This window comes from Amycolatopsis sp. NPDC051102, from assembly GCF_040682815.1.
Lineage (GTDB): Bacteria > Actinomycetota > Actinomycetes > Mycobacteriales > Pseudonocardiaceae > Amycolatopsis.
The window spans coordinates 38,363-61,412 of the sequence record NZ_JBFBBT010000027.1; the positions used below are offsets into that span (position 1 = coordinate 38,363).

General features: G+C 73.0%; 16 protein-coding genes. 10 read left to right on the forward strand and 6 right to left on the reverse strand.

The window, feature by feature from the left end; all coding sequences use genetic code 11:
* Positions 1-5 precede the first annotated feature (5 nt).
* Positions 6-2,441, forward strand: coding sequence for an FAD-dependent oxidoreductase (locus tag AB0M93_RS42550; RefSeq protein ID WP_364285415.1), 2,436 nt, complete (start codon positions 6-8; stop codon positions 2,439-2,441).
* Positions 2,442-2,615: 174 nt separating this feature from the next.
* The gene (locus AB0M93_RS42555) at positions 2,616-3,965 is read left to right on the forward strand and encodes a trypsin-like peptidase domain-containing protein (protein WP_364285417.1); all 1,350 of its coding nucleotides are present in this window, start codon (positions 2,616-2,618) and stop codon (positions 3,963-3,965) included.
* Between the two features lie 144 nt (positions 3,966-4,109).
* Here the strand turns inward: AB0M93_RS42555 and AB0M93_RS42560 are convergent, their stop codons facing one another.
* On the reverse strand, positions 4,110-4,484 hold the full coding sequence (locus AB0M93_RS42560; protein ID WP_364285419.1) for a MarR family transcriptional regulator: 375 nt from the start codon (positions 4,482-4,484) through the stop codon (positions 4,110-4,112).
* An 86-nt stretch (positions 4,485-4,570) separates the two neighbouring features.
* Here AB0M93_RS42560 and AB0M93_RS42565 point away from each other — a divergent pair, with 86 nt between their 5' ends.
* Positions 4,571-6,028 (forward strand): MFS transporter, encoded by a 1,458-nt coding sequence (locus tag AB0M93_RS42565; protein ID WP_364285421.1) that lies wholly within the window; start codon positions 4,571-4,573, stop codon positions 6,026-6,028.
* Between the two features lie 244 nt (positions 6,029-6,272).
* Here the strand turns inward: AB0M93_RS42565 and AB0M93_RS42570 are convergent, their stop codons facing one another.
* Both AB0M93_RS42570 and AB0M93_RS42575 read right to left on the reverse strand, forming a co-directional pair.
* Positions 6,273-7,667, reverse strand: a complete 1,395-nt coding sequence (locus AB0M93_RS42570; protein ID WP_364285423.1) for an MFS transporter — start codon at positions 7,665-7,667, stop codon at positions 6,273-6,275.
* A complete protein-coding gene (locus AB0M93_RS42575; RefSeq protein WP_364285425.1) occupies positions 7,664-8,119 on the reverse strand; it encodes a carboxymuconolactone decarboxylase family protein in 456 nt (151 codons plus the stop codon). Before AB0M93_RS42575 ends, AB0M93_RS42570 begins: the two co-directional genes overlap by 4 nt.
* A 47-nt stretch (positions 8,120-8,166) precedes the next feature.
* Here AB0M93_RS42575 and AB0M93_RS42580 point away from each other — a divergent pair, with 47 nt between their 5' ends.
* Positions 8,167-9,567, forward strand: coding sequence for a PLP-dependent aminotransferase family protein (locus AB0M93_RS42580; protein WP_364285427.1), 1,401 nt, complete (start codon positions 8,167-8,169; stop codon positions 9,565-9,567).
* A gap of 3 nt (positions 9,568-9,570) precedes the next feature.
* Here the strand turns inward: AB0M93_RS42580 and AB0M93_RS42585 are convergent, their stop codons facing one another.
* Positions 9,571-10,371 (reverse strand): hypothetical protein, encoded by an 801-nt coding sequence (locus AB0M93_RS42585; protein WP_364285429.1) that lies wholly within the window; start codon positions 10,369-10,371, stop codon positions 9,571-9,573.
* 262 nt (positions 10,372-10,633) lie between these two features.
* Here AB0M93_RS42585 and AB0M93_RS42590 point away from each other — a divergent pair, with 262 nt between their 5' ends.
* The gene (locus AB0M93_RS42590; protein WP_364285431.1) at positions 10,634-12,214 is read left to right on the forward strand and encodes a substrate-binding and VWA domain-containing protein; all 1,581 of its coding nucleotides are present in this window, start codon (positions 10,634-10,636) and stop codon (positions 12,212-12,214) included.
* Positions 12,215-12,225: 11 nt separating this feature from the next.
* Positions 12,226-13,962: a hypothetical protein gene (locus AB0M93_RS42595; protein ID WP_364285433.1), complete on the forward strand. Its 1,737-nt coding sequence runs from the start codon at positions 12,226-12,228 to the stop codon at positions 13,960-13,962.
* Here AB0M93_RS42595 and AB0M93_RS42600 read toward each other — a convergent pair.
* Positions 13,956-14,630 carry a class I SAM-dependent methyltransferase gene (locus tag AB0M93_RS42600; RefSeq protein ID WP_364285435.1) on the reverse strand — a complete coding sequence of 225 codons (675 nt, stop codon included), beginning with the start codon at positions 14,628-14,630 and terminating at the stop codon, positions 13,956-13,958. The genes AB0M93_RS42595 and AB0M93_RS42600 overlap by 7 nt on opposite strands.
* A gap of 92 nt (positions 14,631-14,722) precedes the next feature.
* On the opposite strand from AB0M93_RS42600, the gene AB0M93_RS42605 reads away from it, so the two are divergent.
* Positions 14,723-18,736: an alpha-(1->3)-arabinofuranosyltransferase gene (locus tag AB0M93_RS42605; RefSeq protein WP_364285437.1), complete on the forward strand. Its 4,014-nt coding sequence runs from the start codon at positions 14,723-14,725 to the stop codon at positions 18,734-18,736.
* A 104-nt stretch (positions 18,737-18,840) separates the two neighbouring features.
* On the opposite strand, the gene AB0M93_RS42610 is transcribed toward AB0M93_RS42605, so the two are convergent.
* Entirely contained in the window at positions 18,841-20,043 is a 1,203-nt protein-coding gene (locus AB0M93_RS42610; RefSeq protein WP_364285439.1) for a polysaccharide biosynthesis protein, read from the reverse strand.
* Between the two features lie 70 nt (positions 20,044-20,113).
* Between AB0M93_RS42610 and AB0M93_RS42615 the strand changes: the two genes are divergently transcribed.
* From AB0M93_RS42615 to AB0M93_RS42625, 3 genes are read left to right on the forward strand one after another with little or no spacing between them, the layout of a single operon-like run.
* On the forward strand, positions 20,114-21,796 hold the full coding sequence (locus tag AB0M93_RS42615) for a hypothetical protein (protein ID WP_364285441.1): 1,683 nt from the start codon (positions 20,114-20,116) through the stop codon (positions 21,794-21,796).
* 3 nt (positions 21,797-21,799) lie between these two features.
* Complete coding sequence (locus AB0M93_RS42620) at positions 21,800-21,982, forward strand: hypothetical protein (RefSeq protein WP_364285443.1); 183 nt, start codon at positions 21,800-21,802, stop codon at positions 21,980-21,982.
* Positions 21,983-21,986: 4 nt separating this feature from the next.
* Positions 21,987-23,039 carry a hypothetical protein gene (locus tag AB0M93_RS42625; protein ID WP_364285445.1) on the forward strand — a complete coding sequence of 351 codons (1,053 nt, stop codon included), beginning with the start codon at positions 21,987-21,989 and terminating at the stop codon, positions 23,037-23,039.
* Positions 23,040-23,050 lie beyond the last annotated feature (11 nt).

Consider the following 23,050-nt stretch of genomic DNA (forward strand, 5'->3'; position numbering starts at 1 on the left):
CCGCCATGACCGCACCGAAGGTCGTGATCATCGGCGCCGGCATCGTCGGCGCGAACCTGGCCGACGAGCTGACCGCCCGCGGCTGGACCGACGTCACCGTGCTCGACCGGGGCCCGCTGCCGCGCACCGGCGGGTCCACCTCGCACGCGCCGGGCCTGGTGTTCCAGACCAACGCGTCCAAAGCGATGACGGACTTCGCGAAGTACACCGTCGAGAAGTTCGTGGAGCTGGACTGCTTCCTCCAGGTCGGCGGCATGGAGGTGGCGACCACCCCGGCACGCTGGGAGGACCTCCGGCGCAAGCACGGCTGGGCGACGTCGTGGGGGGTGCCCGGGCAGCTGATCGACGCCGACGAGTGCGTCCGCCGCTGGCCGCTCCTGGACGGCTCCCGGATCTTCGGTGCCCTGCACGTCCCGACCGACGGCCTCGCGCGGGCCGCGAAGGCCGTCGAGGTGCTGGCCGGCCGGGCGGGTTCGCGGGGGGCCCGGTTCATCGGGTCGGCGAAGGTGACCGACGTCCTGCAGGAGGGCGGGCGCGTCACCGGTGTCCGGACCGACCAGGGCGACTTCCCGGCCGACGTCGTCGTCTCGTGCGCCGGCTTCTGGGGCCGCGAGATCGGCGCGATGGTGGGCATGGACGTCCCGCTGCTGCCGCTGGCGCACCAGTACGCGAAGACCGGCCAGGTCGCGGAACTCGCCGGACGCAACACCGAAGACGCCGAGGCGAGCCTGCCGATCCTGCGCCACCAGGATCAGGACCTGTACTTCCGCGAGCACGTCGACCGGCTCGGCATCGGCTCCTACGCCCACCGCCCGATGCCGGTCGACGAGTCCACATTGGACTCGGCGGTGACCGCGACGGCCATGCCGTCCATGCTGCCCTTCACCGAGGACGACTTCGCGCCGTCGTGGGAGGAGAGCAAGCTCCTGATGCCCGCGCTGGGGCAGACCAAGGTCGAAGAGGGCTTCAACGGCATCTTCTCCTTCACCCCGGACGGCCAGTCGCTCGTCGGCGAGTCGACCGGCGTCCGCGGGTTCTGGCTGGCCGAAGCGATCTGGGTGACGCACTCCGCGGGCATCGCCAAGGCCGTCGCGCAGCTGCTCGTCGACGGCCATTCCGAAGTGGACACCCACGACATCGACGTCCACCGCTTCGAGGAGGTCCAGCTCTCCCCGTCGTACGTGAGTGAGACGGCGCAGCAGAACTTCGTCGAGGTCTACGACATCCTGCACCCGCTGCAGCCCAAGCTGTCCCCGCGCGACCTGCGCGTGACGCCGTTCCACGCGCGGCAGCGCGCGCTGGGCGCGGTGTTCCTGGAGGCGGGCGGCTGGGAGCGGCCGCACTGGTTCGAGGCCAACGCGCCGCTGCTGGAGAAGCTGCCGCCCGACGCGCGGCCGCCGGCGCGGGACGCGTGGTCGGCGCAGTTCCACTCGCCGATCGCGGCGGCCGAGGCGTGGCACACGCGCAACGGCGTCGCGCTGTACGACGTGACGCCGTTGAAGCGCGTCGAGATCAGCGGGCCCGGGTCCCTGGAGCTGCTGCAGTCGCTGACGACCAACCAGCTCGACAAGTCCGTCGGGTCGGTGACCTACACGCTGATGCTCGACTCCGCGGGCGGGGTGCGCAGCGACGTCACGGTCGCGCGGCTCGAGCCCGAGGTGTTCCAGGTCGGCATCAACGGGAACATCGACGTCGACCACTTCGTCAAGCACACGCCTCCGGGTGTCCAGGTCCGGGACACCACCGGCGGGACGTGCTGCATCGGCGTCTGGGGCCCGCTGGCGCGGGACCTCGTGCAGCCGCTGTCGGGTGAGGACTTCTCGCACACGGGCCTGAAGTACTTCCGGGCGCGCAAGGCGCGGATCGCGGGCGTGCCGGTGGTGGCGATGCGACTGTCCTATGTGGGCGAGCTGGGCTGGGAGATCTACACCGGCGCGGACAACGGCCTGCGGTTGTGGGACGCGCTGTGGGCGGCCGGGCAGCCCCTGGGCGTCGTCGCGGCCGGGCGGGCGGCGTTCAACAGCTTGCGGCTGGAGAAGGGCTACCGGCTGTGGGGCACCGACATGACCACCGAGCACGACCCCTACGAGGCCGGGCTGGCGTTCGCGGTGCGTCCGGCGAAGGGCGAGTTCCTGGGGCGTGACGCCATCGACGGACGCAGCGAGGAAACCGCGTCGCGGCGGCTGCGGTGCCTGACGATCGACGACGGCCGCACGGTCGTGCTGGGCAAGGAACCGGTGTTCGTCGACGGCGTGCCTTCGGGGTACGTCACGAGTGCCGCGTACGGGTACACCGTCGGGCGGCCGATCGCCTACGCGTGGCTCCCGGCGTCGGCGGCGATCGGCAGCAGTGTGGAAATCGAGTACTTCGGCCGCCGGGTCGCGGCCACCGTGGCCGCCGAGCCGCTGGTCGACCCCGGCATGGAGCGGATCCGGCGGTGAACCGTGCGTGATCCGACCAGGATCGGCCGGGTCGGCGTAACGTCGGTCACGTCGGCCCGCTCGAAGCTCTCCGGCGGGTAATCCACAGCAACTCCTTGGAACCGCACCAGGAAATTCTCAGGATCGAGGCGTTTCCTGGAGGGGCCGGAGGCTTGTCGAGAGCTGGAGCTGTGCATGAGCGAGTACGACCGAGGACGCCCGGGCGGCGGCGAGGACCCGTACGGCTACGGCCAGGGCGGGTACTCGCCGGACTACTACGGCCAGAACGGGTATCCGCAGGACAACCCGGGTTACCAGCAGCAGGGCCACTACGGCCAGGGCCACTACCCGCCGCCCCAGGACCAGTGGGGCCGCCCGTACCCGGCGTACACCCAGCCGACCTACGCCTACCCGCCGCCCGCCTACCAGCCCCCGCCGCGCCGGCGGCACCCGTTCCGGGCGCTGTCAGTCGCGGTCGTCGCGATCGCGCTGGCCGTCGTCGCCGGGCTCGGCATCGGGCGCGTGATCTCCGGGGTCGACGGCCAGGCCGCCGGCGGCAACCAGAACTTCGGCTTCTCGGGGCAGCCCAGCGAGGCCAAGACGGTGCTCGACGTCGCCGCCGTGTCGGCGAAGGTCAATCCGGCCATCGTGAACATCGACACCGAGCTGGGGCTGCAGGGCGCGGCCGCGGCCGGCACCGGCATCGTGCTCACCGCCGACGGCGAGGTGCTCACCAACAACCACGTCGTCGCCGGCGCGACCAGCATCAAGGTGACGAGCATCGGCACCGGTGACACCTACCAGGCGGACGTGCTCGGCTACGACCGCACCGAAGACGTCGCCGTCATCCAGCTGCGGCGCGCCTCCGGGCTGCCCACCGCGGCCATCGGCGACTCGTCCAAGGTCGCGGTCGGCGACCAGATCCTCGGTCTCGGCAACGCGGGCGGCCGCGGCGGCGACCCGGTGCCGGCGCCCGGCACGGTGGCGGCCCTCGACCAGTCGATCACCGCCTCCGACGAGTCCAGCGGGTCGTCCGAGCAGCTCACCGGGCTGATCCAGGTCCGGGCGAACATCGAGTCCGGCGACTCCGGCGGCCCGCTGGTCAACGCGGACGCGCAGGTCGTCGGCGTCGACACCGCCGCGTCCACCGGCTACCAGCTGAACGGGCGCCGCAGCGGCGGCGCCGGGCAGGGCTTCGCCATCCCGATCAACCAGGCCGTCGACATCGCGCACAAGATCGTCGCGGGCACCGCGTCGGACAAGATCCACATCGGCAAGACGGCGTTCATGGGCGTCTCGGTATCGGACGGCCAGGGCGGCGCCCGGGTCCGCGAGGTCGTCCCGCGCGGCCCGGCGCAGAAGGCGGGCCTCGCGGCCGGCGACGTGATCACGGCCATCGACGGCAAGCCGGTCAGCTCCGCGACGACGTTGACGAACGTGATGGACACCCACCACCCGGGCGACCAGCTCACCCTGACGGTGACCAGTGCCGCGGGTGGTCAGCAGCAGATCCAGGTCAAGGCGATCGAAGGCCCGGTCGGCTAGCTGTACTGGGTATCGGCAGCAGGGGTCTCCGCAGCCCGGTAAGCCGGCCGCGACCGCGGCGAAGCGGGTGCTGACCCGGGCTGGCCCCCGCAGCAAGGCTGAACGCCGTGATGCCCGCGTTCCGGCCTCGCGAGGCTCGGTCGGCTAGCGGAGGGTTTCCTGGAGCACTTCGCGGTGGGTCTGCTTGGCCGCGAGGTACTTCTCGCGGCCGGCGTCGGTGATGGTGACGAAGATGCCGCGCCGGTCCAGCTCGCAGAGCGCGCGCTCGACCAGGCCCTCCTTCTCCAGGCGGGCGACCAGGCGGGACGTGGCGCTCTGGCTGAGGTGGATCGCGCCGGTGAGGTCGGCCGAGCGGCACTTGAAGTCGCAGGTCGCGAGGCGCTCTAGGGCTTCGAACTCGTTCGCGCCGATGCCGTGGCGCTCCTGCAGGCGGCACTCGAGCGTGCTGAACACGGCCGAGTAGCGGGCCAGCAGCTCGTGCCACTCCTGGACCAGTTCTTCCTCGGCGACGTCGCTCACGGCGACCAACTTAGCATGCGCGGACATCAGATGCAAACGCATTAAATGCGTGGACATTAGATGCGCGTGCATGTAATGTCGCCGCCATGAGTTCTTCCGTGTCCTTGTCCACCACCTCGACCCGGTGGGACGCACGTCTCTGGGGTGTCCTGCTCACCGTCTCGATCGTCATCGGCCTCGACGCGCTCGACGTGTCGATGGTCGGGGTCGCGCTCCCGGCCATCCAGGCCGACCTCGGCCTGTCCACCAACGCGCTGCAATGGGTCGTCAGCGGTTACGTGCTCGGCTACGGCGGGCTGCTGCTGCTCGGCGGCCGCACCGCCGACCTGCTCGGCCGCCGCCGCGTGTTCCTCGTCGCCGTCGCGATCTTCGCGCTGGCCTCGCTGCTCGGCGGCCTCGTCGACGACGGCGCGCTGCTCATCGCCAGCCGGTTCATCAAGGGCCTGGCCGCTGCGTTCACGGCGCCGGCCGCGCTGTCCATCATCACCACGACGTTCCACGAGGGCCCGGCCCGCAACAAGGCGATCAGCATCTTCGCCGTGTTCGGCGCCAGCGGCTACTCCGCCGGCCTGGTGTTCTCCGGCCTGCTGACCGAGGTCGGCTGGCGCTGGACGTTCCTGCTGCCCGCCCCGATCGCCCTGGTGGCGCTGGTCGCGGCGTGGAAGCTGATCCCGGCCTACCGCGCCGAGCAGGGCGGCGGTTACGACTTCCCGGGCGCCATCACCGGCGCGGCCGGTTCGCTGCTGCTGGTGTTCGGCGTGGTGGAGGCGCCGGAGGTCGGCTGGGCGGCCCCGCGCACGCTGATCACGTTCGCCGTCGCGCTGGCGCTGCTGGTGACGTTCGTGGTCATCGAGAAGCGCAGCCGTCACCCGTTGCTGCGCCTGGGCATCCTCCGGTCGGGCCCGCTGGCCCGCGCCAACCTCGGCGGCGCGCTGTTCTTCGGCGCGTACATCGGCTTCCAGTTCGTGGTGATGCTGTACCTGCAGCGGGTGCTGGGCTGGTCGGCCCTGCAGACGGCGCTGGGCTTCCTGCCGGCGGCGCTGATCGTGGCCTTCGGTTCCCCGCGCATCGAGCCGCTGATCGACCGGCTGGGCACGCCTCGCACGATCTTCGCGGGCGTGGTCGCCCACGTCATCGGCTACGCGCTGTTTCTCCGCATCGACGAGCACTCGGGCTACGCGGGCAGCGTGCTCCCGAGCATGATCCTGCTCGGCATCGGCTTCACGCTGGCGTTCTCGTCCCTGAACATCCAGGCAACGGCGGGCATCGCGGACGACGAGCAGGGCCTGGCGGGCGGTCTCCTGAACACCTCCCTGCAGGTGGGCGGCGCGATCGGGCTGGCGGTGGTGACGGCGGTCCTGACCGCCAACGGCGGCCGTGAAGCCTCACCGGCCGCGCTGCTGACCGGCCTGACACCGGCGCTGAGCGTGGTCACCGGCATCGCGGTGCTGGGCCTGCTGGTCGCGATCAGCGGCTTGGCGGCCCGCAAGCGCCCGGCCGAGGAGCCGGTCGTGGAGGAGGACCTGCTCGCCCTCGCGGACTGATCGGCAAAACGCGGAAGGACCACCATCGCCGGGGGATGGTGGTCCTTCCGCGAGCCGCCCACCGGGGGCCAACTGCCCGGGCGCCCACTGGGGGACAACTGCCCGGGCCGCCACTGGGATAACTGCCGGGGCCGCCCACCGGGGGACAACTGCCCGGGCCGTCATTGGGGACAACTGCCCGGGCCGGGCGAGCAGGGCGCCGATTCTGTCGGTGCCCTCCGCTAGCGTGGAAATCGGGGGCTGCTCAGCCCGCCACCACAGCAGCCCGCGCACCACCGCCGAACCGCAGCGCCGCCACCGCCGTCAGCGCAATCCCGGCCGCCGCCAGCAGAACGGCCGTCCGCAGACCGTCCACTGTGGCCGATCGCAACGCTTCGCCCGACAGCCCGTGCGTGCCCGCGTTCGCCACCGCCACGAACACCGCCAGCCCCACCGAGCCGCCCACCTGCTGGGCCGTCGAGGCCACTCCGGACGCCACCCCCTGGTCCGCGGCCGGGATCCCGGCCGCCGCCGCGCCGAACATCAGTGTGTAGCCCGCTCCCTGGCCCAGCCCGAGCACCACCAGCGCCGGGACCAGCGCCAGGTAAGACGCCTCCGCAGTCATCGCCAGCCCCAGCAAGGCCGCTCCGGCGCCGCCGACGACCAGCGAACCCACCAGCGTCGGGCGGGTTCCGTACCGCGTCGCCAGCCGGCCGGCGGCCTGGGAGCCCGCTGCGATCGCCAGCATCGGGACGCCGAACGCCAGGCCCGTCGCCAGGGCGCCGTAGCCGTGGACGCCCTGGAAGTAGCCGGTCAGGAAGTACAGCAGCGTGCCGAACGTGCCCATGTACAGGAACGTCACCACCACGCCCGTGCCGAGGTTGCGGTCCCGCAGCAGCCGGGGCGGCAGCAGCGGGTCGCGGCCGCGGCGTTCGATCGCGGCGAACGCACCCAGCGACGCGAAGCCGGCCACGGCCGGAGCCCACACGGACGTCCAGCCCACCTCCGGGCCTTCGACCAGCGCGAACACCACCAGCGTCGTGCCGAGGGTCGCGGTCAGCGCGCCGACCAGGTCGAACCGGCGGCCGGGCTCCCGCGCCGGGTCCGCGGCCAGCAGGGGGAACGCGAGCACCGCGGCGGCCGCGGCCAGCGGGACGTTCACGAAGAACACCGCCGCCCAGCCGAACGCCTGCGTCAGCACCCCGCCCAGCAGGGACCCCAGGATCATCCCGCTGCCGCCCGTGGTGCCCCACACCGCGAACGCGCGGTTGCGCTCGCGGCCGGCCGCGAAGGACGTGCTGACCAGCGTCAGCGTCGCCGGGAAGAGCAGCGCCCCGCCCAGGCCCTGGCCGGCCCGGGCCGCGACGAGCAGGCCGGGGCCCCCGGCCAGCCCGCCTGCCAGCGACGAAGCCGCGTAGAGCGCGCAGCCGAGTGCGAAGACCCGGCGCGGGCCGAACAGGTCGCACGCCCGGCCGCCCAGCAGGAGCGCCCCGCCGAATGCCACGGCGTAGGCGCTCACCACCCACTGCAGGCTCTGGGCGCCGAACCCGAGTTCGCGGCCGATGTCCGGCAGCGCCACGTACACGATGTTGTAGTCGAGGGAAATGATCAGCTGCGCGAACGCCAGCAGCGCCAGCACCGCGCCCGGGCGGCGGCTCACTGGGCCACCCGCTCATCCGTGCCCGGCACCTTCGCCGTTGTGATGGCGATCCGGTTCCACGTGTTGATGGTGAAGATCAGCGCGAGCAGCTGGGCCAGCTCTTCGTCGCCGAACTGGCCGGCGGCGCGGGCGTAGACGTCGTCGGGGACGCCGCCCTGGATGAGCGTGACGGCTTCGGTCAGGGCCAGCGCGGCCTGCTCCTTCTCGGTGAAGAAGTGCCCGGCCTCGTGCCAGACGGCGACCATGTGCAGCCGCTCTTCGCTCTCGCCGGCCTTGCGGGCGTCCGAAGTGTGCATGTGCAGGCAGTAGGCGCAGCGGTTGAGCTGCGACGCGCGGATCTGGACCAGCTCGACCAGCGCGGGGTCGAGCCCGGCGCGGGCGGCGGCGTCGAAGCCGATCAGGGCCTTGAAGGCCTTCGGGGCGGTCTTGGCGAAGTTCACTCGGTTCGTCATGAGCAGAAATCTATGTCCCGGTTGACCCGCGTGTAGGGTGCATTTCCGTGGCAAAAACGTGGGTCAATTCGGGGGAGCGGCTGGGCGCCGACCTGCACCTGGAGCTGCCGGGCACCGGCGGCAGGCGGGCCGCGCTCATCACCGCGCTGCGGGACGCCGTCCGCGACGGCCGGCTCGCGCCCGGCACGCGGCTGCCGCCCTACCGGTCGCTCGCCGCCGATCTCGGGCTGGCCCGCAACACCGTCGCCGACGCCTACGCCGAGCTGGTCGCCGAGGGCTGGCTCACCGCCGTCCAGGGCTCCGGCACGCGGGTCGCCGAGCGCGCCGAGCCCCTCAAGCCGGTCCGGACGCCGAAGCGGACCCCCGACGCGCCGAAACCGCTGTACAACCTGCGGCAGGGGCAGCCGGACGCGACGTCGTTCCCGCGCACCGAATGGCTCGCCGCCGCGCGCCGTGCGCTGACCGTGGCCCCGCACGACGCCTTCGGACCCGGCGATCCGCGCGGGCGCCGCGAACTGCGGGAGGCGCTCGCCCAGTACCTCGCGCGCGCCCGCGGCGTGCGCACGTCGCCGGAGCGGATCGTCGTGTGTTCGGGGTTCGCGCACGCCCTGCGGCTGCTGTTCCCGGCGGTGCTGCCGGGGCCGGTCGCCGTCGAGTCCTACGGCCTCGCGTTCCACCGCTCGATCTTCGCCACGGCCGGGGTGGGCACGGTTCCCCTGGACCTGGACGAGCACGGTGCCCGGGTCGACGACCTGGCCGTCCCGACCGTGCTGCTGACGCCCGCGCACCAGTTCCCGACCGGCGGCCCGCTGCACCACGACCGTCGCACGGCGGTGCTCGGCCACGTCCGGGCGAGCGGCGGCGTGCTGCTCGAAGACGACTACGACGGCGAGTTCCGCTACGACCGCAAGCCGGTCGGCGCGGTCCAGGGCCTCGACCCCGACCACGTCGTCTACGTCGGTTCGGTCAGCAAGAGCCTGTCCCCGGCGCTGCGGCTCGGCTGGCTGGTGCTGCCTGGGCACCTCGTCGACGCGGTGCTGGCGGCCAAGGGCGAGCGCGAGGCGTGGGCGGGCGTGCTCGACCAGCTGACGCTGGCGGAGTTCCTCGCCGCCGGCGCGTACGACCGGCACATCCGCCGGATGCGCCAGCGCTACCGCCGCCGGCGCGACCAGCTCGTGGCGGCGCTCGCCGAACGGGCCCCGCACGTGACGCCCACCGGCATCGCCGCCGGCCTGCACGCGGTGCTCCGCCTCCCGCCGGGCACGGAGAAGGCCGCGCTGAAGGCGGCGGCGTGGCAGGGACTCGCCCTGGACGGCCTGGCCGCCTTCCGGCACCCGGACAGCCGGATGTCCACAATGGACGGACTGGTCGTCGGCTACGCGACGCCGTCCGAGCACGCCTACCCGGCGGCCCTCGACGCGCTGTGCCGCGCGCTGCCGCCCGCGTGAGCGCTACCCGACGATGTCGACCTCGAACGGATCGGACGCGCTGTAGTTGATGTCGGCCCACACCGCGCCCGGCAGGTCGTACCGGCGGTGCGAAGTGAGCCGGGCGTTGTACCCGCTCGACTGGGCCGGGTTGTGGCCGACACCCTGGTGGTCGTTGCCCCAGGCGTAGATGTTGCCCACCCACATGGGCTTCGAGAAGCCGTCGCCGCCGAGCCGCGGCCGGATGACGACCGCCGCGCCGGGGCTGCCGGACAGGAACACCCGTACCGTGTTCTCTTCGGCGTTCGGCGGGGTGACGGTGATGCGTTCCATGATCTCCACTCCAGTCGAGGCCGATGCGGGTCCGTCCACTCCGGGCCAGTAGTCGGCGACGGACGAAACGTCGTAGCCCGGGGCGACGTTCCCCAGGTACTGCTTGGCGACCGCGCCGGCCGGGATGGCGGGATCGCCGTTGTAGTGGGCGATCCAGTAGTGCGGTTCGGCGACACCGGCGGAGGAGAACGCGGACCGCACCGACGTCCAGGTCGAGAGGCTGCAGTAGATCGTCGGGTCCGCGCCCGACGCGCGGCGCATCCGGACCCAGCCCGGTGCCTCGCCGGGGTCGGCGTCGCCGGGTTCGACGTCGAGGACGTGCCCGTCGTTCGTCGCGGCCCGCTTGACGATGGTGACCTTGACCGCGTTCGGGAAGCGCGCCCAGTCGCGGTCCGACCAGGGCGCCAGTTTGATCCGGTCGATGTATCCCGCGACCATCCGGGCGTCGCCGGGGATGTTCGCGGCCGTGACCGCGTCGTACATCGTGCGCACGGGGGCGTCTCCGTTCGGTGCCGTATCGCCGTTTCGGGGACGGCGAAATCATCTCCGCGATTTCGCCATCGTGCTGATACCCACGTGGGACGGTGGTCAAGCGAGAAACGTTACGCAGTTTCCCGGCATCACCAAAATGGCGGCACGACGCAATTCCTTCACCACGGGTTCACGAGCCGTTGGTGACGTTCTGCTTCCGGTACTGGCTTCGCGCTCACCCGGCTGGCAAGCTGCCAGCACCTCACGAGGAGAAGGGACGTGCATGGCGGCACACCCGGCGCGGGCGCGGCGGATCGACGCGCGGGTCGTCGTCCTGAGCGCGCTGCTGGTGGTCGCCCTGCTCGCCTGGGCCGGCGTCGACTACCTGAAGGACCGGCTGGCCGGCGGCGGCTGCGACACGACGACGCCGGTGCGCGTCACGGCCGCGCCGGACATCGCGCCGGTGCTGACGGCGCTCGCCCGGACCGTCCCGGAGCGGGACTGCTACGCCGTCGAGGTGACGGCGAGCCCGTCGACGGCCACCGCGACGGCGCTGGAGGCCAACGGCGCGACCGGCCCGGACGTGTGGGTGCCGGAGTCGAGCAGCTGGCTGCTGCAGGCGCGCGACGGCGGCGCGTGGAACCTGCCCGAATCCGGCCAGCCGGTGGCGAGCTCGCCGGTGGTGCTGGCGCTGACCGACGACGTCGCCAAGCAGGCGGGCTGGCCGGCGAAGTCGCCGTCCTGGTCGGACGTCCTCGCCGGCAGCCCGGTCGGGCTGCCCGATCCGGGCCGGGACCCGGCCGCGATCGCCGCGCTGATCGGCCTGCAGCAGCTGACCAAGGACGCGCCCGACCCGGCCGCGGCGTTCACCGAGGAGATCCGCCGGCTCTCGGCGGTGAAGGAGCCGTTCACCGCGTGGCCGGCGTCGGAGCAGTCGGTGCTGGCCAAGAAGCTCGTCGCCGCGTACCCCGCCGTCGGCGTGCCGAGCTTCGACTACCCGTACGTCGTGCTGCCGCGGGCGTCGGAGGCGTCGCGGTCGGCGGCCGAGCGGTTCCTGCGGCTGCTGCTCGACCAGACCTCGACCAAGGCGTTCGCCGACGGCGGGTTCCGGACGCCGTCCGGGCAGCTGCTCGGCGACCGGCCGCGCGACACCCGCACGAACGCCGCACCGCGCCCGGCCGGGCCGCCCGCGCCCGAAGCGATGTACGGCGTGCTGCAGGCGTGGGCCGGGGCGAACCTCAGCGCCCGCGTCCAGGTGCTGCTCGACGTCTCCGGCTCGATGGCCGCCACCGTGCCCGGTACCGGCCGCAGCCGGATGGCGCTCACGCTCGAAGCCGCGACGCAGGGACTCGGGCTGTTCAAGCCGACGACCGAGATCGGCCTCTGGCTGTTCTCCACCAAGCTGGACGGCGACAAGGACTACAAGGAACTGCTGCCGATGCGGTCGATCGCCCAGCAGCTGGCCGCGGGCGGGGTGGCGACGCTGCAGGCGGTCAAGCCGAAGCCCGGCGGCGCGACCGGGCTGTACGACTCGATACTGGCCGCGTACCAGAACGCCCGGCAGAGCTGGCAGCTCGGCCGGATCAACGTCGTCGTCGTGCTCACCGACGGCCGCAACGAGGACGGCGACTCGATCGGCCTGCCCGGCCTGCTTTCCGAGCTGGGCCGGCTGCAGGACCCGCGCAAACCGCTGCCGGTGATCGGGATCGGCATCGGTCCGGACATCGACGCCAGCGAGCTGCGGCAGGTGTCGGCCGCGACCGGCGGCGAGTCCTTCACCACGCCCGATCCGCGCAAGATCTCCGACGTCTTCTACCAGGCCCTGAGCAAGCTCATGTGCCAGCCGCCCGCCTGCAAGAAGTGAGGGTCCCCGTGTTGGTGCAGACCGAAAAGCCCGCGCCACGGGTGGTCCGAAGACCGCCGGCGCTGGTTCTCGCCGCGTTCGTCGCCGGAGTGGTGCCCTTCGCGCTGTACACGTGGGCAGCGCTGCACGGAAGCCTCGCGCAGGACGACTTCGTCGTGACCCACCAGGCGGCCGCGGCCGGGCCGTTCGACCTCGGCTACCTGTTCCAGGACTACCACGGCCACCTGCAGCCCGGCGGGTTCTTCCTCGCCGCCGTGCTGACGTGGTGGGCGCCGCTGAACTTCGGCGTCCTGATGCTGCCGCTGCTGCTCATGCGGGCGGTCGCCACTGTGCTGTTCTGGTGCCTGCTGGTGCGCTGCTTCGGCCGCCGCTGGGCGATCCTCGTGCCGTTCACCGTGTTCACGGCCTCGACGTTGCTGCTGGTCCCGACGCTGTGGTGGTCCTACGGGGTGCAGATCGTGCCGGTGGTGCTGGCCGCGGCCGGTGCGCTGCACGCGCACGTCCGGTACCTCGCCGACGGCGGGCGCTGGTGGCTCGGCGTCTTCGCCTGGACCCTCTTCGGCCTGGCGTTCTACGAGAAGGCCGCGGTGATCCCGGTGCTGCTGGCCGGGGTGACGGTCCTGCTCGGCCGGCCGTTCCGGGCGCACGCCCGGTACTGGGCGGCCCACGCCGGGCTGCTGGCCGCGTTCGTCGCCGTGTTCTTCGTGGTGACGTCGAGCCAGGTCGGGCAGGGCGAGCAGCCGATGTCGGCGGGCACGGTCGCCGACCTGACCGGCCGGATGCTCGGCGACACCCTGCTGCCCGGCCTGGCCGGCGGGCCGTGGTCCGGGCCCGGCCCGGGCGCCACCTGGGCACCCTCGCCGTTCGCGGTCGTCGCCGTGCTGCTGGCGGCCGCGCTGGCCGTGGTGCTCGCCGGGGCGCGCGCCGGCGGGCGGCGCGCGTGGGGTGCCTGGGCGCTGCTCGGGGCGGTGTTCGCGGTGGACGTCGCCCTGCTGGCGCTGACCCGGCTGCGCGAAGTCGGCCCGTCGGCCGGCGACGACCCCCGGTACCTCGCCGAGCTGGCGCTGGTGGCCGCCCTTTGCGGAGCGTTCGCCTTTCTCCCGCCCGGTGCGCCGTCCGGCGGAAAGCGTGAACGGCCGATTGCGGTAATCCTGTGTATGTTGCTGCTTGCCAGTTCCGCGGTGGGATTTTCACGCCTTTCCTCGGCCATGCGGTTCGCGCATTCCGGGCAGTACGTCGGAAATGTGCGCGCGGCCGTCGCGGAAGATCCCGATCTGGTCTTCTTCGACACCTTCGTGCCGTCCGACGTGGTGCACGAGTGGTTCGGCGCGGACTCGCGGGCGTCCCGGGTGGTCGGCCTGCTGCCCGGCACGCACTTCGACCAGCCGACCAGCCGGATGCACCTGCTCGACGCGACCGGCACGCCGCACCGGATCACCGGCGTGGACCCGGTTTCCCGCGGCCTGCCCGGCCCGGTCCCGAACTGCGGCACCGCGATCGGCGAAACGCTGGTGCGCATCCCGCTCGACACCCCGGTGCTCGGCCGGTACCTGCTCAAGCTCGACTACTACACGTCGGACGGGGGCGAAGGGCTGGTCGAGCGGACGCCGGTGTGGTTCCAGGCCGGCCTGCACACGGTGTACCTGCCGGTGGACGGCCTGTTCGACCACATCGGCATCCAGCTGTCGAGCCCGGGCGCGCCGGTGTGCGTCGCGAAGCTCGAGATCGGCCGGCCGGTGACTCAGTAGGGGTCGTACGGGCTGTCGTGGCCGAGCAGCCGCGCGACCGGCCGCAACCGCAGGCGCAGCAGCACCTTGATGCCCACGTTGCGCAGGAACCACGGCAGCTGCGCCAGCACGCGCAGCCGGTCGCGGGCCGACGGCGGGGCCAGCCGGAAGCGCGCCAGCGACGTCGCCCGGTCCACAAAGGTGTACCGGCGTCCGAAGAGGACCTTCGCGATCGTGCCGAGCGTGACGCCGATCGAGGAGAAGCAGTCGTGCACCAGGATTTCCGCGCCCGGGGGCAGGTGCGCCGACCAGCGCAGGTCGTCGGTGTAGGTCCAGTAGTCGTGCTTGCCGTCGATGTAAAGCAGCTGTATGGGCCGGTCCCAGTCAGGGCGCAGTTCCGTGCTGTAACCGGCGACGAGCTCGACGACGTCGTCCAGCCCGGCCCGGTGGATGTTGCGCTCGAACAGCTGCCGCGTCGGCGATCCGCCGAAGAGCCTGCCGTCGACGAACGGGTCGACCGCGATCACCGTGGCCCCGGCCGTGCGGGCCGCCGCGCCGAGCACGATCGTGGATCTGCCCTGGTGACTGCCGATTTCGAGGACGACGTCACCCTTCTCCAGGCGGCACGCGGCGTTCCAAAGCGCTTCGCCCTGCGCGCGCGTCATCCAGCCCTTGACCGGCTCGGCCAAAGCCCAGGCATCGTCGAAAGAGATGGCGCACCTGCCAGAGTCCGGGGAATCGTCGGCACATGGTAGCCAGGTTTCGGCCTAGTATCTACCGGATGGTAACCGCCACCCGCGAACGGTCCCGAGACGACGCCCCACCTTCGGGCGGCGCCCGGAAGTTCTCGGTGGGCGCGTTCTTCCGGCGGCCGAGCACCTGGATCGTGCTGGCGCTGACCACGTTGTCGTTCCTGCAGATGCCGGGGAAGACGACGTTCGACACCAAGCTCGACCTCGCCGTCGACCCGCTCGCCTTCCTCGGCCGCGCGCTGCACCTGTGGAACCCCCAGGCCACCGCGGGGGAGCTGCAGAACCAGGCGTACGGCTACCTGTTCCCGATGGGTCCGTTCTTCGCGCTGTGCCAGGCCGCCGGCGTGCCCGCGTGGATCGCGCAGCGGCTGTGGGGCGCGATCCTGCTGTCGGCCGCGTTCGGCGGTGCCCTGCTGCTCGCGCGGGCGATGAAGATCGGCACCGAGCGCACCCGGCTGATCGGCGCGCTCGGGTACGCGCTCGCCCCGCGCATGCTGACCGAAATCGGCGGTCTGTCCGCGGAAATGCTGCCCGCGGTGCTGCTGCCGTGGGTGCTGGTGCCGCTGGTGCGGGCCGGGGCGATCGGTTCGCCGCGGCGGGCCGCCGGGCTGTCCGCGCTGGCCGTGCTGTGCATGGGCGGCGTCAACGGCGCGATGGTCGTGATGGCGCTCGTCCTGCCCGGACTGTGGCTGCTGACGCGCCGCTGGACGCGCGCGCACGTCGAGCTCGTCCTGTGGTGGTTCGTCTTCGTCATCGGCGCGACGCTGTGGTGGATCCTGCCGCTGCTGCTGCTCGGCGAGTACAGCCTGCCGTTCCTGGACTACATCGAATCCGCGACGAACACGACCGCGCCGATGTCGCTGTTCGAGGTGCTGCGCGGGACGAACCAGTGGGTCGCCTACGTCGTGCAGGGCACGCCGTGGTGGCCCGGCGGCTGGTCGCTGATCGACAACCCGGTGCTGATGCTCGCCACCGGGCTCGTGGCCGGCGTCGGCCTGCTCGGGCTCACCCGGCGCGGCCTGCCGGAACGCCGGTTCCTCGTGCTGGGCGTGCTCACCGGCCTGACCCTGCTGACCATCGGGTACGTCGGCACGCTCGACAGCCCGCTCGCCGAGCAGGTCCGGCACCTGCTCGACGGGCCGCTCGCCCCGCTGCGCAACGTGCACAAGTTCGAGCCGGTGCTGCGGCTGCCGCTGATGCTGGCGTTCGTGCACGGGATCTCCGGCCCGGCCGGGGTGAAGTCGGCGCGCCGGTTCCTGCGCCCCGCGGTCGGCCTGCTGCTCGTGCTGATGATGGCCGCGCCGGCGTGGCTGCTGAACCTGCGGTCCGGCCCGGGCTGGGACGAGGTGCCGGGCTACTGGTACGACGCTCTTGCGTACGTCGCCAAGGCCGATCCGAACGCGCGGACCCTGCTGCTGCCGGCCACCGGGTTCGGCGAGTACGACTGGGGCCGCACGGTGGACGAGCCCGCGCAGGCGATCGCGCGGAGCCCGTGGGCGGTCCGCAACCAGGTGCCGCTGGGGTCCGAAGGAAACACGCGGCTGATGGACTCGGTGGACGCCGCCCTCGCCGACGGCCGCGGTGATCGCGGGCTCGCCGCCCTGCTCGCGCGCTCCGGCTACCGGTTCCTGCTGCTGCGCAACGACATCGAGCGCGACCGGACCGCGGCCCCGCCGATCGCCACGCTCCGGGCCGGGCTGGCCGGTTCGCCGGGGATCACCAAAGCGGCCGCGTTCGGACCGCTCGAAGTGTACGAAGTGGACAAGCCGGTGCCGCTCGCCACGGCGACGTCCACAACGGACGTCCCGACGGTGAGCGGCGGCCCGGAAAACCTGCTGCCGCTGATCGGCTCGGGCCAGCTCGACCCGTCGACACCGGCCGTGCTGACCGGGGACGGCGGGTCACCCGGCGGGCCGCGCCTGGTGACCGACGGCCTGCGCCGCGCCGAGCGGAACGTCGGCGGCGTCCGCGACAACCTCAGCCAGACCCTGACCGCCGGCGAGGCCTACCGCCAGCAGCGCGCGGCCGGCGACCTGCTGCCGTTCCCGGGGCAGGAGCACCAGACCGTGGCCGCCTACCGGGGCATCCGCTCGGTGACGGCGTCGACCGCGGCCTCCTTCGCCGACGCCTTCGGCGGGTCGGATCCGTCGCACCAGCCGTTCGCGGCGATCGACGGCGATCCGCGCACGGCGTGGCAGTCCTCGACGTTCACCGGGCCGATCGGCCAGTGGCTCGAGGTGGAGCTGGACACCCCGCGGCTGGTGAACTCGGTGGACCTGCAGCTGGTGGACGACATCCGGGTGGGCTGGCCGGCCACCCGGATCCGGATCACGACCGACAACGGCTCGGTCGACCAGCAGGTGATCCGCGGCGCCGGGGCGCACGAGTACCCGGTGGCCGCCGGCCTCACCCGCAAGGTGCGGATCACGCTGCTGTCGCTGGTGGTGGGCCGGCAGGACGGGAACGTCGGCATCGCGGAGCTGAAGATCCCGGGCACCGAGCCGCAGCGGGCGCTGGAGGTACCGGCCGACCTGCCGGTCGGGCCGGCGCCCGGGTTCGCGTTCACGCGCGGCCCGCAGCCGCGGTACGCGTGCCTGCCGGTCGGCGACGCGGTGCGGTGCGACGCCGCGGCCGCCCGCGACGGCGAGGAACCCGACGGCATCCGGCGGTTGTTCAGCACCCCGGCCGAAGAGACGTACGTGGTCGGCGGCTCGGTGCTGCCGGCGGGCGGCGGCAAGAACCCGGTGGCGTTGCCCGGCGTCACGGTGTCGTCGACGTCCCAGCTCGGCGGCGACCCGGCGGCCGGCGGGTTCGCGGCGGTGGACGGCGACGCGGGCACGACGTGGCGCCCCGACGTCACCGACCTGCGGCCCGCACTGACCCTCGGGTGGACGTCGCCGAAGCAGATTTCCGGGCTGCACATCGGGGTCTCGCCGGCCAGCGGCGCGCGGGCGCCGCGCCAGGTGCAGCTCGTGGGCCGGTCGGAGACGCGTCAGGTGCAGCTCGACGCGAGCGGGTCGGCGTCGTTCGAGCCCCTCGAAACCGACCAGCTGCAGATCGTGCTGCCGGGTGACGACGACGATCCCACGGCCCGCGCGGTGGTCGGTATCGGCAGCCTCACGCTGTCCGGCAGCCCCGACCTGCTGCCGGGCCCGGACCCGGCGTTCACGGTGCCGTGCGGGTCGGGTCCGAACGTCCACCTCGACGGGCTCGACTACCGGACGTCGGTGCAGGGCAAGCTGTCGGACATCACCGCGCACCGGCCGCTGGAGCTGCGGATGTGCCGTGACTCCGAGGGCGGCATCGCACTGCCGGCGGGCGGCCACGAGCTGCGGACGGACCGGTCGGAGTCGTTCGTGGTCCAGGACCTCTGGCTGCGTCCGGTGCACGCGGCGACGACGCCACCGGTGCACCGCGCGGTCAAGGTGGGCGAGTGGGCCGCGACGTCGCGGTCGGTGACGGTGGCCCCGGGCGAGGAAGCGGTGCTGGCGGTCCCGGAGAACGCGAACGCGGGCTGGGTGGCGACCTTGGACGGCAAGCAGCTGACACGCACCCGCGTGGACGGCTGGCAGCAGGCGTGGATCGTCCCGGCCGGCCCGGGCGGCGTGGTCTCCCTGTCGTTCACCCCGGACGCGCACTACCGCCTGAGCCTGCTGGTCGGCGCGGCGGCGGTCCTGGCGCTGCTGGTGGGCGTGGCCTGGCCGGCCCGCAGACGGCGGTTCACGGTGTCCCCGGGCGGCGCGGCGGTACCGGTGGTGCTGATCGGGCTGCTGGTGGCGCTGGGCGGGATGCTGCCGGTGGTGCTGCTGATCGCGTGCCTGCTGGCCCGCCAGTTCTCGGAACGGGCACCGAGGTACCTCGCGTTCGGCGGCATGGTCGTGGCGGCCGCGGTATCGGTGCTGGGCCGCATCCTCGGCCATGGCCAGGAGTGGGCGTACGGCCCGGTGACCCAGGCAGCGCTGCTGCTGGCCGCAGCGGCAATGGCGGCAACGTGCGTGGACTGGTTCACCCGCAAGGAAAACCCCACGGAGCCCACCCCGTAGCCCGTACCCAGCAGGTCGGCTCGCGTACCCAGCCAGTCGGCCGGCGTCGTTTGCGGCTCGCGAAACTGTCGGTGCCTGCCGGTAGCGTGGAAAACGGGGGCTGCTCAGGCCGGTTTGCGGGGCCGGAGCTCCAGAACCGCGCCGGCCGCGGCCAGGGCGCCGGCGGTGCACGCCGCCGCGGTGACCACCTCCGTCGCCGAGCCGTGCAGCCACGTCGTGATCAGCGTTGCCTCCACAACGACCGCTGCCCACATCAACACCGTCACGCGGCGGTCGCCGTCCGCCAGGCGGGCGTACAGCAGGATCTGGACCAACGCCAGCATCGAGCCCGCCAGCGCGAACGGCCACACCGGCATCGTGCTCCCCACGTACCGCGCCCCGCCGATCAAAGCCAGCAGCGAGGGCCCCACGACCAGCGAAACCAGCAGCACCACCGCGTCCAGGCCCGCGCACACCAGGAGCGCGATCGGCAGCACCCGGCGGCGGCGGTCGGAAACCGCGAACCGCGGCAGGACCAGGACCCCCACCGCCTGCGGCAGCCAGTACGCGATCTTCGTGACGATCGCGCCCAGCGCGTACTCGCCCGCCTCCGAGGACGGCAGCGTGTGGCGCGCCAGCACCAGGTCCAGGTTCACCAGCAGCACCAGCGCCAGCATCGCCTGGGCCGTGTGGAGGACCTCGCCGCCGTGGCGGTCGGCCCAGCGGGGACGCGGGCGGCCGCAGATCTGCCAGCCCGCCGCGACCACCGCCAGCGAGCCGATCGCCGTCCCCGCCAACGCTCCGGTCGGCGACCCCGAAACCACCAGGCCCACCAGTGACCCGCCGACCTTGCCGACGCCCTCCAAGGCGATCAGGCCGGCCAGCACCGCGAACCGGTGGCTGCCCTGCAGCAGCCCGTGGAACACCCCCAGCAGCGTCAACGGCCCGAGCGCGGCCGTCACCAGCAGGGCCGGGGTCAGCGAACCCAGGTGCAGCAGCAGCACCAGCAACGGGCTCAGCGTCAACGCCGCCGTCGCGACGATCGCGCTCGTCACCAGGCCGAGCGCGAACACCGAACCCTGGGCCAGCGACGGCGAACGCGCCACCCGCAGGGCCACCACCGTCTGCAGGCCCATCGCCGGCACGACGCCGACCACCAGCACCGCCAGCAGCGAGCTCAGCTCGCCGAACGCGCCCGGCGCGAGGATGCGCGCCGCCGCCAGGCTCAGCACGTAGCTCGCCGCGTTGTTGCCCGCGAGGGCGAGCGAGACGAGGATCGCCGCGACCCGGTTGCCGGTCCGGGCCGGGGCTTCGGTGGCTACGCTCAACGGCGGGCTCCCATTACCGGCGGGTAATGAACTGGGACCCTAACCGCGCGGGCAACGGAAAGGAAGGGCCGTGGACGCACCGGGCAAGCGGCTGGCCCTGCCCGTGCTGTCCGCCGCGCTGGCCTTCGCCGTCTGCGCGCCCCTGCTCGGCCGCGGGTTCGTCCTGAGCTACGACATGGTCTTCGCGCCGCGGCAGTATTTCGTGCCGGACGCCTTCGGGGCCGGGAGCACGCTGCCGCGGTCGGTGCCCGCCGACGCCGCCGTCGCGCTCGCCACCACCGTGCTGCCGGGTGACGTCGTCCAGAAGATCGTCCTGCTGCTGGCCGTCTTCGGTGCCGCACTCGGTGCCGGACGGCTCGTGCCCACCGAGCACACCGGGACCCGGCTCGTCGCCGCCACCGCCTACGCCTGGACGCCGTACGTGGCCGAACGGCTCTTCATCGGGCACTGGCCGCTGCTGCTGACGTACGCGTGCCTGCCCTGGATCGCCGCCGCCGGGCTCGCCGCGCGCCGGCACGAACCGCATGCCCTGCTGCGCCTGATCATCACGAGTGCCGCGGCGGTGCTGACGCCGCCGGGCGGGGTGCTCGCCGCCGCCGTGCTGGTCGTGGCCGCCGGGTCCCGCCGGCTCTGGCAGAGCGTCCCCATCGCCGTCGTGCTCAACCTGCCGTGGCTGGTGCCCACATTCCTCAACGCCGGTGGCACGTTCTCCGACCCGGCCGGCGTCACGGCGTTCAGCGCCCGCGCGGAAAGCTGGGGGCCGGCGCTGTTCAGCGTGCTCGGCCTGGGCGGCATCTGGAACGCCGAAACCGTGCCCGGCAGCCGGGCCATGCCGCTGGTCCCGGTGCTGACGCTCGTCGTCGCCGCCGTCGCGGTCGCCGGGCTGTGGCCGCTGGCGAAGCGGTGGGGCCGGGCGCCGGTCCGTTCCCTGACCGCCCTCGGTGTCCTGGGCGTGCTGCTGGCGTCGCTGGCGACGCTCCCCGGTGGCGACGCGCTGCTGACCGCCGCGACGGAGCACCTGCCCGGCGCCGGATTGCTGCGGGACGCCCAGAAATGGGTGGCGTGGTGGGCCCTGCCGCTGGCCATGGGTCTCGCACTGGCCGTCGAAACCGCCGCCGCGCACCTGAAAACCGCCCAGGGCCGCGCCGCGCTGATGACGGCGGTGGCCCTCTTCCCGCTGCTCACCATGCCGGACCTGGCGTGGGGTGGCTGGGGACGGCTCGGCACCGCGCAGTACCCCGGCGACTGGCAGACAGTGTCCGAAAAGCTCGGTGACCGGCCCGGCGACGTGCTGGCGCTGCCGCTCTCGGCGTTCCGCGGGTTCGCCTGGAACGCCGACCGCACCCAGCTCGACCCGGCGCCGCGCGTGTTGCCGAAACCGGTGCTGATGGACGACACCCTGCTGGTCGGGACCGAACGCATCGCCGGGGAGGACCCGCGGATCGGGGACGTCCGCGCCGCGACGTCCGCGCGGGAGCTCACCGCCGCCGGCATCGGCTGGATCCTCGTCGAACACGGCACACCCGGTGACATCGACCCGCGGTTGCTCGCCGACGCGACGCCCGTGTGGTCGGGTGAGTGGCTGACGCTGTACCGGACACCGGGTGTGCCGCCGGTGAAAGCGGTCTCGTGGACGCCGGTGTTGCTGGCGAACGGAGTAGCGCTCACGTTGCTGTGCGTCGCACTGTTGTGCCGCATGTTACCCATGCGTACATTGGGCCGCGGCAGGATTTCCCCGCCGCGGAAGGAGTGACACGTGGGCACGGTCATCGGCGCGGTCGTCGCCGTCATCATCGGCGGCGGGGTGGCGACCGGGGCGGGGTTCGCCCTCATCAAGGGCGCGGACCCGGACACGTCCGCCCCGGTGCAGGAAAAGCTCAACGCGCAGGTGAAGTACAACCCGGCCGACCACCCCCTGAAGCTCTACGGGGACCACTGACAGCGTGACCCGGCTCGCCTCCGACCACGCCCACCGCGTCGTCGGGCTCTACGGCGACCCCACCGTTTCGTGGAGCATCCTCCTCGAAGCGGAACTCGGCGTGGCCGCACCGGAACCGGAGAAGCTCCGGGCCCGCTTGGCGGCCGCCGTCCAGCAGTACCCCCACCTCGGTGCCCTGCCGGAAATCGAGCGGAGCACGGACCTGGCGGCCGTCCGGGACCGCTTCGCGTCGGCGCCCTACGAACGCGCCGAGCCGCTCGTGCGCGTCGCCGTCGGCGATCGGACGCTCCTGGTCGCGGCGCACCACGGCGCCCTCGACGGCCTCGGCCTGCTGGCCCTGCTCGGCATCCTCCTCGACGTCCCGGTTTCCTCGGCCGCGACCGGGATCGGCGAACGCACGGGCGGCACACCCTTTGCCCTGTCGGCCGTCCAGCGGCTCGCTGAGGCGCTTTTCGCGCCGCCGGGCCGGATCACCCCCGACCGCGAGCGCGTAGCCGCCGGAGACGTCTTCGTGGCTTCTCACGAACCCGGGCTGCGGCTGGGCGCCGCGGGGTTCGTGACGGCCGCGGCCCACGCCACGGAACGCTGGAACCGCGCGCACGGCGCCCGCACCGCCCGCGTGGTGGCCGCGCTGGGCGCGTCGCGCCGGTCCGGCGCCGCGCCGGAACCGGTGCACGACAGCGCGTTCTTCCGGCTGCGGCTGCGCCCGGCGGCCGACGTCGCCGCGCTGCTCGCCGCGCAGCCGCCGGAACCGGACTTCCCCGCCCGCAGCAGCCGGCTCGCCCGCTGGGGCACGCGCCTGCTCGCGAGCCGCCTGGGGTCGACGTTCCTGGTGTCGAACCTCGGCCTGGTGTCCACCGGGGACACCGTGCGGTCACTGGCGTTCTACCCGGCGGCGAGCGGCCGCTCGGGCGTGGCGTTCGGCGCGGCGACCACCGGCGGCACGACGACGGTCACCGTGCGCGCCCGCCGCAGGGACTTCGACGCGCGCGCCGCCGCCGGGTTGCTGGGCGAGTTCCGGGACGCGGTGCGGAACCAGGCGGCACGGGCGTTCTGAGTGGGCCCGGT

Bases quoted from the DNA above. Each gene is read 5' to 3' on its own strand.
- AB0M93_RS42550 (WP_364285415.1), top strand. From the start codon at position 6: ATGACCGCACCGAAGGTCGTGATCATCGGCGCCGGCATCGTCGGCGCG.
- AB0M93_RS42555 (WP_364285417.1), top strand. From the start codon at position 2,616: ATGAGCGAGTACGACCGAGGACGCCCGGGCGGCGGCGAGGACCCGTAC.
- AB0M93_RS42565 (WP_364285421.1), top strand. From the start codon at position 4,571: ATGAGTTCTTCCGTGTCCTTGTCCACCACCTCGACCCGGTGGGACGCA.
- AB0M93_RS42575 (WP_364285425.1), bottom strand. From the start codon at position 8,119: ATGACGAACCGAGTGAACTTCGCCAAGACCGCCCCGAAGGCCTTCAAG.
- AB0M93_RS42590 (WP_364285431.1), top strand. From the start codon at position 10,634: ATGGCGGCACACCCGGCGCGGGCGCGGCGGATCGACGCGCGGGTCGTC.
- AB0M93_RS42605 (WP_364285437.1), top strand. From the start codon at position 14,723: ATGGTAACCGCCACCCGCGAACGGTCCCGAGACGACGCCCCACCTTCG.